General features: G+C 57.2%; 13 protein-coding genes. 6 read left to right on the forward strand and 7 right to left on the reverse strand.

The window, feature by feature from the left end; translation table 11 throughout:
- Positions 1-8 precede the first annotated feature (8 nt).
- The 3 genes from QWJ10_RS08800 (at position 9) to rfbD (ending at position 2,698) form a co-directional block, all read left to right on the forward strand.
- Complete coding sequence (locus QWJ10_RS08800; RefSeq protein ID WP_074820994.1) at positions 9-683, forward strand: 3-oxoacid CoA-transferase subunit A; 675 nt, start codon at positions 9-11, stop codon at positions 681-683.
- Positions 680-1,324, forward strand: a complete 645-nt coding sequence (locus QWJ10_RS08805; RefSeq protein ID WP_122041193.1) for a 3-oxoacid CoA-transferase subunit B — start codon at positions 680-682, stop codon at positions 1,322-1,324. The genes QWJ10_RS08800 and QWJ10_RS08805 overlap by 4 nt, the downstream gene beginning before the upstream one ends.
- A 495-nt stretch (positions 1,325-1,819) precedes the next feature.
- On the forward strand, positions 1,820-2,698 hold the full coding sequence (gene rfbD / locus QWJ10_RS08810) for a dTDP-4-dehydrorhamnose reductase (protein WP_289925605.1): 879 nt from the start codon (positions 1,820-1,822) through the stop codon (positions 2,696-2,698).
- Between the two features lie 116 nt (positions 2,699-2,814).
- On the opposite strand, the gene QWJ10_RS08815 is transcribed toward rfbD, so the two are convergent.
- From QWJ10_RS08815 to QWJ10_RS08825, 3 genes are all read right to left on the reverse strand, one after another.
- Positions 2,815-3,813 (reverse strand): LLM class flavin-dependent oxidoreductase, encoded by a 999-nt coding sequence (locus QWJ10_RS08815; RefSeq protein WP_019366499.1) that lies wholly within the window; start codon positions 3,811-3,813, stop codon positions 2,815-2,817.
- A complete protein-coding gene (locus tag QWJ10_RS08820) occupies positions 3,810-4,244 on the reverse strand; it encodes a helix-turn-helix domain-containing protein (protein WP_010796370.1) in 435 nt (144 codons plus the stop codon). The genes QWJ10_RS08815 and QWJ10_RS08820 overlap by 4 nt, the downstream gene beginning before the upstream one ends.
- Positions 4,245-4,404: 160 nt before the next feature.
- A complete protein-coding gene (locus QWJ10_RS08825; RefSeq protein WP_289925611.1) occupies positions 4,405-5,385 on the reverse strand; it encodes an aldo/keto reductase in 981 nt (326 codons plus the stop codon).
- Positions 5,386-5,581: 196 nt separating this feature from the next.
- Here QWJ10_RS08825 and QWJ10_RS08830 point away from each other — a divergent pair, with 196 nt between their 5' ends.
- Positions 5,582-6,007 carry an OsmC family protein gene (locus tag QWJ10_RS08830; RefSeq protein ID WP_010796368.1) on the forward strand — a complete coding sequence of 142 codons (426 nt, stop codon included), beginning with the start codon at positions 5,582-5,584 and terminating at the stop codon, positions 6,005-6,007.
- A 348-nt stretch (positions 6,008-6,355) separates the two neighbouring features.
- On the opposite strand, the gene aroE is transcribed toward QWJ10_RS08830, so the two are convergent.
- Positions 6,356-7,180, reverse strand: a complete 825-nt coding sequence (gene aroE, locus QWJ10_RS08835; protein ID WP_289925614.1) for a shikimate dehydrogenase — start codon at positions 7,178-7,180, stop codon at positions 6,356-6,358.
- A gap of 35 nt (positions 7,181-7,215) precedes the next feature.
- A complete protein-coding gene (gene hemF, locus QWJ10_RS08840; protein WP_112297975.1) occupies positions 7,216-8,130 on the reverse strand; it encodes an oxygen-dependent coproporphyrinogen oxidase in 915 nt (304 codons plus the stop codon).
- A 132-nt stretch (positions 8,131-8,262) separates the two neighbouring features.
- Between hemF and QWJ10_RS08845 the strand changes: the two genes are divergently transcribed.
- Positions 8,263-9,249: an NADPH:quinone reductase gene (locus QWJ10_RS08845; protein ID WP_289925617.1), complete on the forward strand. Its 987-nt coding sequence runs from the start codon at positions 8,263-8,265 to the stop codon at positions 9,247-9,249.
- A 70-nt stretch (positions 9,250-9,319) separates the two neighbouring features.
- The gene (locus QWJ10_RS08850; RefSeq protein WP_289925618.1) at positions 9,320-12,970 is read left to right on the forward strand and encodes a PAS domain S-box protein; all 3,651 of its coding nucleotides are present in this window, start codon (positions 9,320-9,322) and stop codon (positions 12,968-12,970) included.
- Between the two features lie 29 nt (positions 12,971-12,999).
- Here the strand turns inward: QWJ10_RS08850 and QWJ10_RS08855 are convergent, their stop codons facing one another.
- The gene (locus tag QWJ10_RS08855) at positions 13,000-13,554 is read right to left on the reverse strand and encodes a Sua5/YciO/YrdC/YwlC family protein (protein ID WP_289925619.1); all 555 of its coding nucleotides are present in this window, start codon (positions 13,552-13,554) and stop codon (positions 13,000-13,002) included.
- A gap of 51 nt (positions 13,555-13,605) precedes the next feature.
- Positions 13,606-14,721, reverse strand: coding sequence for a DNA-processing protein DprA (gene dprA, locus QWJ10_RS08860; RefSeq protein ID WP_289925621.1), 1,116 nt, complete (start codon positions 14,719-14,721; stop codon positions 13,606-13,608).
- Positions 14,722-14,775 lie beyond the last annotated feature (54 nt).

The raw sequence follows: 14,775 nt of genomic DNA on the forward strand, positions 1-14,775 counted from the left end.
GACATACAATGATCAACAAGATTGTCGAGAGCCTGAGCCAGGCGGTGGAAGACATCCACGATGGTGCCACCGTGATGATTGGCGGCTTCGGCCCATCCGGACAGCCTTCTGAGCTGATTGATGCGTTGATAGCGCACGGTGCGAAAGATCTCACCATCATCAACAACAATGCGGGCAATGGCGATGTAGGCCTGGCAGCCCTGCTCAAGGCAGGTCAGGTTCGCAAAATCATCTGTTCATTTCCACGCCAGACCGACTCCTATGTATTCGACGAGCTTTACCGTGCCGGCAAAATTGAACTGGAGTTAGTGCCGCAAGGCAATTTGGCCGAGCGCATCCGCGCTGCGGGTGCCGGTATCGGCGCCTTTTTCACGCCGACCAGCTACGGCACGATTCTGGCCGAAGGCGTGGAAACACGTGAAATCAACGGCAAGCACTACGTTATCCAATATCCCATTCATGCCGACTTTGCTCTGATTCGCGCGGACCGTGCCGACCGTTGGGGCAACCTGACCTACCGCAAGGCTGCCCGCAATTTTGGTCCCATCATGGCGACAGCCGCAAAGACTACCATCGTGCAAACCCGTGAAATTGTGGAGCTGGGCGAGATTGATCCGGAAATCATCGTTACGCCAGGCATTTTTGTGCAACGCGTCGTTCGTGTTTCAGGAGATCAGGAATGAACAGACTCAACCGCAACCAGATCGCTGCCCGAGTCGCCCAGGACATCCCGGAAGGGGCCTACGTCAATCTGGGCATTGGACTGCCGACGCTAGTGGCCAACCACCTGCCGGCTGACCGCGAAATTTTTCTGCACAGCGAGAACGGCATACTGGGCATGGGTCCGGCGCCAGAGGAGGGCAAGGAAGATTCTGATCTGATCAACGCTGGCAAGCAGCCTGTCACCCTGCTGCCAGGCGGTGCGTTTTTTCACCATGCGGATTCGTTTGCAATGATGCGCGGCGGCCATCTGGATATCTGCGTGCTCGGCGCTTTCCAGGTATCCGTCACAGGCGATCTGGCCAACTGGCACACCGGCGAGCCTGATGCGATTCCTGCCGTAGGGGGTGCTATGGACCTTGCAATAGGTGCCAAGCAGGTCTTTGTCATGATGGATCTCATGACCAAAGCCGGGCAAAGCAAGCTGGTCGAGCACTGTACCTACCCGCTGACGGGCGTAGGCTGCGTATCTCGTGTGTATACCGATCTGGCTATTTTCGATATTGCTGACGGCCGCGTGTATGCCAGCGAACTCGTCGAAGGCCTCACACTTGAAAGTCTTCGGGAAATGACTGGCCTTGCACTGGTACAAAAGCCGGTTTGACCCTTATCAAAGAAGAGCGGCCTTGCCATGGAACTCACAAGCCTCAAGGTACTAGGCCCGCTTCTTCTGCCAACTTCATGGCCTTTCAACAGCCTCTGTAAAGGTTTGTCTGTCTTGAAACAACTTTGCTGACAAACCGTCACAAAGGTGTGTTAGTGTTCGCCGACTAAGCACGCTGTTATTGGCACGTTTTATGACCAATCTCCTTTTCTGGCTGCCCACGCCGCCATAGCGCTCCGCCCCGCCTCTGGCCTTGCCCGTATAGGCAGGCACACTATCGCCCTGGTTTTTTATAAACTGCGGTGCTCTGTGTTTTTCGCTTTATTTAAAGTTTGCTTAACTTTTAAACGCGTTCAACATAGCGACCATCACATTGATTTACTGTTGGGCAATAATTGAGCATCAGTCGCTCATTATTAAACCAACCACTATCGGGTTCGTAATTAACTAGCTCACTGCTTTTTGATTAGTACCGCTCGATCAGGCTGGAGAACTATGAAGATTTTAATTACAGGTCGAAGCGGTCAGGTCTCTCAAGCGCTGCAAAGAAACCTTAAAACCGGCCATGAACTTATTGTCCTAGGTCGTGATGCCATGGATCTTGCAAATGAAGAAGCTATCCGTGAAACCGTTCGACGTGTGCAGCCAGACCTGATCATCAATGCTGCTGCATATACAGCTGTGGATAAGGCTGAGACCGACGCCGAAATGGCTTTCAAGGTAAACGCAGAGGCACCGCGGATTCTGGCGGAGGAAGCCGTGGCACGAGCCATTCCGTTCATCCACTATTCGACCGACTATGTGTTTGATGGTGACAAGAACGGGCCCTATAGTGAAGAAGATGCTACCTATCCCACCAGCGTATATGGCGAAAGCAAGCTGGCTGGCGAACAGGCGGTACAGGCCGTAGGTGGACAATATTTGATTCTACGAACCAGTTGGGTCTACTCCCAGGATGGCCATAACTTCGTTCGTACCATGCATCGCCTGCTGCAGGAAAAAGACGAGTTGCGCGTTGTAGACGATCAGATCGGCATACCGACATGGTCCGATACAATCGCGGCAGCCACTGCTCACATCGTGAGTCGCATTGCCATGGGGAACCCAGGCCCCTGGGGTATTTACCACCTTACCTCGACTGGCAAGACATCCTGGTTTGGCTTTACCGAAACGATTGCTCAGAAACTTGAAGAGCAAGGCCGTTTACGTGCCCGGCTTTATCCTATTGCCACGTATGAGTATCCCACTCCAGCGAAACGCCCAGCTAATTCACGAATGGATTGCTCACGTATTCAGACCAACTGGGGTGTGCAATTACCCGAGTGGAAAGAAGCCTTCGAACAGTTCTGGCAACAGAATTTTGCAGATAAGTAGCGCGCTAACTAGTTAATACTAATTTAATAGCCTATTGATATCTCTTTGGGATGCACTGATATCAGCTTTATTAATTTTAGTGTTAATAAAAAGGGCGCTGTAGCGCCCTTTTTATATCAGCCTTTAAGTTCGGCCAGAATCTGATACGACCTGAGTCGATCAGCATGTTCATACACGTCGCAGGTGAAAATCAATTCATCGGCATCGGTCTTCTCAAGCAGCAAATCGACCCGCTCGCGTACCTTGTCTGGTCCTCCAATGATCGCCATGCCCAGCATGTTCAGCACAGCGTCTTTTTCATGAGGCAACCATTCAGGACTCATGTTTCGAACCGGCGGGCGAAGCACTAGGCTTTGGCCACGCATCAATGCCAGGACGCGCTGATAAACCGTGCTTGCCAGGTAATTGGCTTCCTCGTCGCTGTCTGCAGCAACCAGCGGAACACCCAGCATGACATAGGGCTTGTCCAGCACCTCGGAAGGGCGGAAGTTTTCACGGTACAGACGAATCGCTTCATGCATATAGCGTGGCGCAAAATGGGATGCAAAGGCATACGGCAAACCTTTGGCAGCCGCCAGCTGAGCACTGAACAGGCTCGACCCCAATAGCCAGATCGGTATGTTGCTATCGACACCCGGCACGGCGATTACCCGCTGTTCTTCCTGTCGTGGACCCAGGAAGTACTGCAGCTCCTCTACGTCGGAAGGGAAGTCATCGGCGCTTCCCAAACGATCGCGACGCAGCGCATGGGCGGTCATCTGATCGGACCCAGGCGCACGACCAAGCCCCAGATCGATACGGCCCGGATACAGAGCATCCAGCGTGCCGAACTGCTCGGCCACAACAAGAGGGGCATGGTTGGGCAGCATGATGCCACCGGAGCCGATGCGGATCGTGGATGTACCACCCGCCAGGTAACCGAGCAGAACGGCCGTGGCCGAGCTGGCGATACCGTCCATGTTGTGATGCTCAGCGACCCAGAATCGGTTATAGCCCAGCCGCTCCGCATGGCGAGCAAGGTCAAGTGAGTTGTGCAGAGCCTGGGCGGCGTTGCCATCGTCCCGTACCGGCGCCAGGTCCAGAACGGAAATGGCAGTGTCTTTGAGTTGAGTCATGCAGAAGTCTCCTCGTTAGCCGCGGCAGGCTCTTCAATTTGCCGCTGCCGCACGGCCAGATCGTAGGTATCGCGCGCCTGCTGAATGATCGGCTGCGATTGAGCGGCCCAATCGGCCAAGGCTCTGATGGGAATGACCAGGCTTTGCCCGATCCCGGTCAGGGCATATTCCACTTGGGGCGGCGTTGAGGGAATGACCGTTCGGGTAATCAATCCATCGCGCTCCAGGTTGCGCAACGTGACGGTCAGCATTCGTTGGGAAATGCCATCGATCTGACGCTTGAGTTCATTGAAACGCAGTGGTCCGCTGTCCAGCTTGAAAACAGCCAGTACCGACCAGGCATCGCCTACACGGTCCAGCACATCACGGATAGGGCAGTCGTGGTTTTTCAGTCGGCGGCGCCCGGTAGCGGACTTGTTAAAATCGTCCATGGCAACCTCGCTGAGCGTGATTACATCAAGAAACTCACTTTACGCCTTTAAGGCAGTTATTAAAAGTAACCTGGCTCTTTTTAGTGACTATGAAACCGATAGGGTGAGGTAATGGCGCGGTAGGTCCGGTACGACAGGTGTCGTACCGGAAAGACCGTGATCAGGCAAAACCGACCACACCATGAGGGACATAAGGTTCCTCAAGGCGGGCGATCTCTTCGGCGGTCAGGTTGAGCGAGAGGGCGGCCACAGCGTCTTCGAGGTGCTGCGGTTTGGACGCACCAATGATGGGTGCACTGATGCCCGGTTTTTGCACAACCCAGGCCAGTGCCACTTGTGCACGCGGTACGCCACGCTCGTTGGCAATCTCGGCCACACGCTCAACCACACGGCGGTCGGCATCGGCCGTATTGGCATACAGGCTCTTGCCAAACTCGTCACTCTCAACGCGTGCGCTGCTGGTATCCCAATCTCGGGTCAGCCTTCCACGGGCCATGGGGCTCCAGGGAATGACCCCTATGCCTTCGTCAAGGCAGAGCGGCAGCATTTCGCGCTCTTCTTCGCGATACAGCAGGTTCACATAATTCTGCATGGTGACGAAACGGGTCCAACCATTTCGATCCGCCACGTGCAGAGCCTTGGCAAATTGCCAGGCGTACATGCTGGACGCACCGATATGCAGCGCCTTACCCGCCTTCACCACATCGTGCAGCGCTTCCATGGTTTCTTCGATGGGCGTTTCATAATCCCAGCGGTGGATCTGGTACAGGTCCACGTAGTCAGTGCCCAAGCGCTTGAGGCTGGCATCGATACTGGCAAAGATCGCCTTACGTGACAGGCCGCCCACGTTGGGCTTGTTGCGCATCGGAAAATAGACCTTGGTGGCCAGCACAATCTCGTCACGCCGGGCAAAGTCCTTCAGCGCCCGACCGACGATTTCCTCACTGGTACCATCGGAATAGGCGTTGGCGGTATCAAAGAAGTTAATGCCCATGTCGAGGGCTTTCTTGAGTAGCGGGCGACTCTCTTCTTCGCCCATCGTCCATGGATGATTACCACGTTCAGGCACGCCGTAGGTCATACAGCCCAGGCACAGCGGAGAGATTTTCAGGCCCGTAGACCCGAGGTTCTTATAGTCCATAACGACTCCTTGAAATGAATCAGACCGGAGAAAAGGCAGGTCATAGGCTGACCACAACCCTGGCCATTTGCTCCGGCCCTTTTACCTTACCCTGATGAACACCACCTGTACGCCTTACGTTTCGCCGCACCCTCCAACGAACTTTGCCCAGCATCCGATTTCACATATAACTCGAGTCATCCACAGGAGAGGAACCATGAAAAAGACAGCATCTGCTGTATGGCAAGGTGGTTTGAAGGACGGTAAAGGTACGATTTCCACAGGCAGCGGCGCGCTGAAGGAAAATCCCTACGGTTTCAACACTCGCTTCGAAGACCAGCCCGGCACTAACCCTGAGGAGCTGATTGGCGCAGCGCATGCGGGCTGCTTCTCCATGGCCTTTTCCATGATGCTGGGGATGGAGAACTTTACAGCCGAGCGTATCGAAACCAAGGCAGTGGTTACGCTCGATAAAGTAGGCGAAGGCTTCGAAATCACGACGATTGATTTGACCATGTCGGCCAAAATCCCAGGCATCGACAACGACCAATTCCAGGCCATCGCCAACAAGGCGAAGGAAGGCTGCCCGGTCTCTAAGGTACTGAACGCCAAGATCAGCCTGGATGCCACATTGCTGAACTGATATTCAATTCAGTGCCTGGCTACGCTGCCGGGCACTGGTTGCCGCAAATACCTTCCAGCAACACTTCAAGCGTAAATAGAGACAACATTAATCCTGTGGATATCTTCCCAACCTTGCACTGGAGCCAGATCTTATCCACATGCGCTATAGTCGCCTCCACTGCTACTTCCGCTTAGTGCACCTGACTTTTATCTGCAAGCGATTAATCCCGTCAGACATAACAGGCCTGCCGCAATATTCATTTTCAGCGTTGGATAACGTTCGGATCGTTTTGTACAGGCATTACTTATCCACAATCGCCAGCAGCAGGTCTCCTAATAAAGCTATTCAGAGGACGCAATGCTCTAATCAGGACGCCGCTAGCTGCTGTCTGAGTTCATGCAATACCGGGCTGCTCTCCGGCCGTATGCCGCGCCAGAGGTAAAATGCTTCGGCAGCCTGCTCAACCAGCATACCCAGACCATCCAGGGCTTGTACTGCGCCGTGTGTGGCTGACCAACAACAGAAGGGCGTTGGCTCCTTGCTGTACATCATGTCGTAGGTAACGGTTACCCCAGCGCGGACCAGGGTAGAGGTGATAGGGGGAACATCGCCGGAAAGGCTGGCAGCAGTGCCATTGATGATCAGGTCGAACGGCTCCGCCTCAAGGTTGAACGCTGCCGCCTCGATCATTCCCAGCGCTGAAAATTCACGCGCCAGCTGTATGGCCTTACTCTCGGTCCGATTGGCAATGACCAGGGCCGCAGGCCGCTCCGCCAGAATGGGCTCCAACACGCCACGTACGGCACCACCAGCGCCCAGGATGAGGATACGCTTGCCAGTCAGGGACAGGCCTGCATTGACCGTCAGATCACGAACCAGTCCGGCACCGTCAGTGTTGTCGCCCAGAAAGGTCCCGTCTTCCCGCTTCTTTAGCGTATTGACCGCACCGGCACGTCGGGCACGCTCAGTCAGCTCATCGGCAAATCGAAAGGCATCCTCTTTGAACGGGACCGTCACATTGGCGCCTGCCGCATCGGCAAAAAACTCACGCGCGCTGCGCTCGAACTCGCCAAGCGGCGCAAGCCAGGTGTCGTAGCGCATGGCCTGTCCTGTCTGCTCGGCAAAGCGGCTATGAATGGCAGGCGACTTGCTATGGGCGACAGGGTTGCCAATGACGGCATAACGGTCCATGGGATGTCCTTGAAGCAAAGATCAATGGGTCGGTATCAGGTATCAGCCAACCAGTCACGGTCGGTCAGGAAGTACTCGGTCAAACGAGCCTCTTCGCTACCGGGCGCCGGCTTCCAGTCATATCCCCAACGCACAATGGGTGGCAGGGACATCAGGATCGACTCGGTACGGCCGCCCGATTGCAGACCGAACAGGGTGCCGCGGTCATAGACCAGGTTGAACTCCACGTAGCGGCCGCGACGATAGGCCTGGAACTCGCGCTGTGCTTCGGTAAAAGGCTCGTTCCGACGACGCTGTACAATCGGCAGGTAGGCGTTCAGGTAGGCATCACCAATAGCCCGCAGAAAGGCAAAGCTGGTCTCGAAGTCCCACTCGTTCAGATCATCGAAGAACAGGCCACCGATTCCACGCGGCTCGTTTCGATGCTTGATCTGGAAGTAACGATCACACCAGGCTTTGTAACGCGGGTAGACGTCTTCACCGAATGGCGCACAGGCATCCCGTGCCACCCGGTGCCAGTGGATACAGTCTTCCTCGTTACCATAATAAGGCGTCAGATCCAGACCGCCACCAAACCACCAGACCGGTTCTTCACCGTCTTTTTCAGCGATGAAGAAACGCACATTGGCGTGGGAGGTGGGTACATTCGGGTTTTCAGGGTGGATCACCAGCGAGACGCCCATGGCCTCGAAACTACGACCTGCCAGCTCAGGACGATGGGCGCTGGCCGAAGGCGGCATGCTGTCGCCGTGGACATGAGAAAAGTTCACACCGCCTTTTTCGATGACGGCACCTTCACCAATCACACGCGTACGACCACCGCCGCCGGTAGGGCGTGTCCAGGCCTCCTCCATGAACCGGGCATGACCATCCTCCGCTTCCAAGGACTGGCAGATGCGATCCTGTAGATCGAGCAGGTATGCCTTTACGGCTTCGATTCGGTCTTTCACGGTCATCACCTGGAGTAGGGCAGGGTAAAGAAAGTCCTGAATCATACCACCGGAGGGTGCTTTGCCGGTTGACGCAGGCCTCTGCAAGGGATTGGATTAAGGTTCAGCCACTATTCTTACAAGGAAATCCCCATGGCAAAACGTATCCAGTTCAGCCGCACCGGCGGCCCGGAAGTGCTCGAATATGTCGATTTCACAACTGCCGAACCAGGGCCGAACGAGGTACGTGTCCGCAATGAGGCCATCGGACTCAATTTTATCGATACCTACTACCGGGGCGGCCTGTATCCCCTTGGTACTTTGCCATCCGGGCTGGGCAGTGAAGGCGCAGGGATCGTCGAATCCATCGGCAGTGGCGTAACGCGGTTCAAGGTTGGAGATCGGGTTGCCTATGCCACCGGCCCGCTGGGCGCCTATGCCGAGGTCCACACCCTGCCGGAGCGTAATCTGGTTCACCTGCCTGCAAGCGTCAGCTTTGAGCAGGCGGCAGCGGTCATGCTCAAGGGGCTGACCGTCCAGTACCTACTGCGCCAGACCTATCGTGTCGAAGCGGGCGAAACCATCCTGTTTCATGCCGCTGCGGGCGGCGTCGGCTCCCTGGCCTGTCAGTGGGCAAAATCGCTGGGTGTGCGCGTGATCGGCACTGTGGGCTCTGCGGCCAAGGCCGAACATGCCCGTCGCCTGGGCGCCTGGGAGACAATCAATTACAAGGAAGAGGATATCGCCAAGCGAGTCCTTGAGCTGACCAATGGCAGGAAGTGTCCGGTCGTTTATGACAGTGTCGGCAAGGATACCTGGGAGGCGTCGCTGGACTGCATCTCACCGCGTGGCCTGATGGTCAGTTTTGGAAATTCGTCTGGCGCTGTGACAGGGGTCAACCTGGCGATCTTGAACCAGAAAGGCTCGCTGTTTGTCACACGTCCGTCCCTGGCAGGCTATGCCGATACGCCAGAACGGCTGCAATCCATGGCAGACGAACTCTTCGGCCTGGTCGCCAACGGTACGCTCAAGATCGAGATCAACCAACGCTACCCGTTATCCGAAGCCGCCCAGGCGCAACGTGCCCTGGCAGGCCGCGAAACAACGGGGTCAACCGTTCTGATCTTGGAACGGTCATAATTGCAGGAAAGGAGGCAAGCCTGGCTTGCCTCCTCCGTAGTACCGCTGATTTGGAGCCTGTGTCGATCGTATGCCTCATCAAGCCCTCCTCGCTGCGATCCTCGACAGCGCTACGGATTACGCCATCATTACCACAGACCTGGACGGGCGACTGACCAGCTGGAATGCCGGTGCCCAGACGCTGTTCGGCTGGAGCGAGGCCGAGGCGGTCGGGAAGACCGTCGAGTTCCTGCTCAACGCCGAAGACCTCATCGGTCCCATTCTTCATCAGGAACGGCAAACGGCCCGAGCGAAAGGTCATGTGAACAGCCAGCGCTGGTATGTACGCCGCGACGGCACGCAGTTCTGGGGAAGTGCGCGAACCGTACCGCTCATGAAAGACGACCTTCATCTCGGCTTTCTGCTGACCCTGCGGGATCGAACCCAATCCCTGCATACCGAGCGCGACCGCGATCATCTGACTGACACGCTCAGCCGCCGCGTGACCCAGCTCAAGGCATTGGCCGAAGCAACGCGGGCGATTACCTCGGCGCCCGACATGAAAACCACCGTGGACGCCATTACCGAGCAGGCCCGCCTGATCGTTGGGGCTCACCAATCCGTAGTCAGCATGACCCAGGGTGAAGACTGGAGCCAATCCATCACCAGCGTGTCGCTTTCCGAGAAATACGCGAAGTGGCGCCATCTCGACGCCCTGCCCAGCGGCGGTGGCATCTATGCCATGGTCTGCGAGACCAATCAGCCCGTGCGCATGACCCAGGCCGAGTTGGAAGCGCATACGCGCTGGAAGAACTTTGGCACCTATGTCAATGAACATCCACCCATGCGCGGTTGGCTGGCGGTCCCGTTGATCAGCCATCAGGGCACCAATCTGGGTCTGATCCAGCTTTCGGATAAGTTCACGGGTGAGTTCGATGAGGCGGACGAAGCCATTGTGGTACAGTTGGCGCAGTTCGCGTCGGTCGCCATCGAAAAGGCCAGGGCACAGGATCAACTTCAACAAAGCCAAGCCCGGCTACAGCTCGAAAGTGGCTTGCTGACCAGCGTCCTGGAGCAGGCCCCTCTGGGTATTTCCATCTCCGAAGCGGGCACCGGGCGCTCATTGATGCTGAACAAGCAGATTCAGAACCAGCTTGGCATTACACCGGGCGGGGAGAGTCTGCATCGCTACAAGCATCTGGGAGCGGTTCATTCTGATGGCCGACCCTATGCCATTGAGGACTACCCGACGGTACGAGCGCTTTCCTCTGGAAATCCCATACCACCGGAGCCCATGATCTATCGGCGCGCGGACGGGACCGTTCGCACATTTGAAGTTTCCAGCGCGCCCGTGCGTAATTCCGAAGGCGAGGTCATCGCCTCGGTGACTGTTTCCATCGATATCGAAGATCGGCTTCAGGCTGAAGCCACTCTGCAGGACCGTACCAACCGCTTGTCCACGTTGATCAACCAGGCTGCGGTCGGTATCTGCCAGACGGACCTCAACGGCACGATCGTGCTCGTCAATGCACGCTACTGCGAGATTCTCGGGCGCTCCGAAGAAGAGTTGATCGGCAGTAATGTCGATGCACTGACGCATCCGTCAGATCGCCAGACCAGCAAGGTGCTGACCCAGCAGATGTTCAAGACGGGGGAGTCCTATCTGGTCGACAAGCGCTATATGCGGCCGGATGGCTCCCATGTCTGGACCAGCCTGCACGTCTCGCTGGCCCACGACGCAGAGGGCATGCCTCAGTATGTCAGTGCCGTGGTTGTGGACATTACCCAGCGCAAGCAGGCCGAAGCGTCGCTGCACCTGTCCAACCAGCGGTTCCGCGCCGCGGTAGATGCGGTTCAGGGGGTGCTGTGGACCAACAACGCCAAGGGCCGCATGATTGGAGAACAGCCCGCCTGGAGTGCTCTGACGGGCCAGACGTATGAGGAATATCAGGGCACGGGCTGGACCCGCGCGCTGCATCCCGAAGATGCGCCTCGCTCGCTCAAGCGGTGGCGTGCTGCTCTACGTGGACGCAAGACCTTTCACGACGAACAGCGCGTGCGTTGCCAGAACGGCAAGTGGCGGATCTTTTCGGTCCGGGCAATCCCGGTCATCGAAGAGGGCGTCATTGTCGAATGGGTAGGCGTACACACAGACATCACCGAGATTCGCCAGGTCGAGCAGCGTTTGCGCCAGCTGAACGAAACCCTGGAGCAACGGGTTGCCGAACGAACCGCCGAACGCGACCGCACCTGGGCACTGTCTGACGATCTCTTGGGTGTGTTCGCGCGTGAGCGCTGGCAAAGCCTGAACCCGGCCTGGACGCGCCAGCTGGGCTGGTCCCAATCGGAGCTGCTGGCATTTGAGCCTTCCCGTCTCGAGTATCCCGACGATCCATCGCCTACACAGTATTTTCGACAGCTCCCGATCGGTGAGACGATCAATGGCCTTCGCAGCCGCTACCGAGCCCGCTCAGGCGAATGGCATTGGATCGATTGGAAGGCCACGGCCGACAAGGATGGACAGGTTTATGTCTTTGCGCGGGATGTCACGGCTGAAGTGGAGGCGGCGGTCATGCTCAAGCAGACCGAGGAAGCCCTACGCCAGTCGCAGAAGATGGAAGCGGTCGGGCAACTCACCGGCGGTATTGCCCATGACTTTAATAACCTGCTGACCGGCATCATTGGTTCGCTTGAAATCATGAAGCGCCGAATTGGCAGCCAGCAGCTTCAAGGGCTGGAGCGCTACATGGAGGCCGCCAGTGTCTCGGCTCATCGTGCTGCCACATTGACGCAACGCCTGCTGGCCTTTGCTCGTCGTCAGACACTCGATCCTCAGCCCATCGATCTGAATGCCCTCGTCACTTCGCTGGAAGATCTGGTCCGGCGAACCCTCGGCGAGCACATCGAAATCATCACCCAGCTGCATCCCTACCTCTGGCATGCTCTATCGGATACCAACCAGCTGGAAAACGCCCTGTTGAACCTGGTCATCAACGCGCGCGACGCAATGCCTGACGGGGGTACCTTGGTACTCAAGACAGGCCATTTTTTCAATGAGGCAACCCATCCGCTGGAAGATCTGAATCCAGGTCACTACGTCACGCTAACGGTACGGGACAGCGGTACCGGCATGAGTCCGGAAGTTGTAGCCAAGGCCTTCGACCCGTTCTTTACCACCAAGCCCATCGGGCAGGGCACAGGCCTGGGTCTGTCGATGATCTATGGTTTCGTCAAACAGTCCGGCGGCCATGTCACCTTGCAAAGCGAAGTAGGGCAAGGCACAACGATTACCCTGTATTTCCCCCGTGCACTTCAAGCCGAGTCTCTGGATCAAGAGGAAGTCGAAGCGGTCGTAGCGCCAGGAAACGGCGAGTCCATTCTGGTCGTGGGTGATGACTCGGCCGTTCGCCTGCTCGTGGTTGAAGTACTCAATGAGTTGGGATACGCGGCCCAGGATACTCACCATGCACATGAGGCCCTGGCTATCCTGGAATCCGACTCGCCGGTGGATCTACTCATTACCGATGTGGGCCTGCCCGGCATGAGCGGTACGCAACTGGCCGAGCGGGCTCGGGCGTCACGCCCGACATTGAAGATTCTCTTCATGACCGGCTATGCGGGCGAAGCCGTCCAGCCCAAGGGTAGTCTGACCGAAGGTACCGACATAATCGGCAAGCCTTTCCTGATCGATGAACTGGCCAACCGGGTCCGTCATATGCTTGTTGACGAACCCCGGAGCTGACCATTTAGCCACAGAGGTCAGCTCTACTATCAGGGACGAAAGACCTGACCTGTTTCCAGATCGCGGATAACGCTGGGGCTTCTGCGACCACCCAGCGCACCGCCCAGCACGGCGTCCAGCTCTCGGGAAAAATACTGCTCAACCTTAAGCCGTGAACGGGCGGCCGGACGTCCCGCCGGGTTGGCGGAGGTAGAAATGATCGGGCCGCTCAAGGCACACAGTTCACGCACCAGAGGATGGTCAGTCACACGCAACGCCACCGTTTGATGCACACCCGTCACCCAGCCCGGCAAGCGGTTCTGGTGCGGCACCAGCCAGGTATTGGGCCCCGGCCATGTGCTCGACAGTTTGTCCTTCCATTCCTTGGGCAGATCATGCAGCAGGAAATCGAACTGCCTGATGTTGTCGGCCACTACAATCAAACCCTTTTCCAGCGGGCGCTGCTTGATACGCAGCAACCGATAGACCGCAGCCGCATCCCAGGGATCACATCCCAGGCCCCAGACTGCCTCGGTCGGGTAGGCGATTACACCGCCGTGACGTATGACGTGAGCAGCATATTGAACGCGCCAGCAGCTGAGCATCGGTTCACTCCTGTCCATAAAAAGATCACGAGTTTAACCGAGACTGACCCGTCACGCTCGATAGACCCAAAGTCCATTTTCACGGGCCACACGGCCATCCAGCTCAAGCTCCGTCAGCTCGGCCAGCAAATGAGAAACCTCGTAACCGCTGAGCTGGGCAAGCGTCTCGCTGTTTTGGGGGGAAGCCCTCAGTACGTCCAGCAAAGGATGCGTTTCACGTGGAACATCTGCTGGTTCGGGCTCATTCATCAAGGGCAGGGACGACTGTCCAAACGGTGCCTGCCACCCTCTGAGCGATTCCAGAATATGTTCGATACTCTCGACCAGTTGCGCCCCCTCACGGACCAACTGATGGCAGCCACGTGCGCCTGGATGGTGAATCGAGCCGGGAATGGCAAACACTTCGCGTCCTTGCTCTGCTGCCAGCCGCGCTGTGATCAGGGAGCCACTCGAAGGACTGGCCTCGACCACCAGTACACCGAGTGAAAGCCCGCTGATGATACGGTTACGCCGAGGGAAGTTGGCGGCGTTGGGTACTGCATCCAAGGGTAGCTCCGATACCAGCGCGCCACCGTGCTCAACGATACGACGAGCAAGGCTGATATGGCGACGAGGATAGAGTCGCTCAAGTCCTGTGCCCAATACAGCAATCGTAGCGCCGCTGGCTTCCAGCGCACCTTCGTGAGCTGCACCATCGACACCGAGCGCAAGGCCGCTGGTTACGCAGAAACCTGCCGCCGCAAGGCTCTTGGAAAACCGGCGAGCGTTATCAAGCCCATAGGCACTCGCCTGGCGGCTGCCGACCAGGGCGAGCTGGGGCCGCTCCAGCAGCTCCACGGCTCCCGCTACATAGAGCAGAGGCGGCGCCCCCTTGGTTTCGGCCAGTAGTGCGGAATAGCGGGGATCATCCCAACACACCACATGGTGAAGTTCGCCTTCTAGCCAGGCGAGGGCATGGGCTGCAAGTTCACGGGTTTCAGCCGTACGGCGTGCGTCTGCGCAGACGCCTGGAATACCCAATGCCTGCCAGGCGGAAGCCGGCGCACTAAGCGCTGCCGAAGCACTGCCAAAGGCATGAATCAGATGGTGAAAGCGGCGCGGACCAATTTCAGGGAGATTATGCAGACGCAGGCGGGCTTCAAGCTCCGCCGGAGAAGAAAACGACATACGATCATCCTTGATCGTGGCGCACCCCTTGAAAGGCTGCGCCAGTGTGACTAT

It is taken from the genome of Pseudomonas sp. WAC2, assembly GCF_030403525.1.
GTDB lineage: Bacteria > Pseudomonadota > Gammaproteobacteria > Pseudomonadales > Pseudomonadaceae > Chryseomonas > Chryseomonas luteola.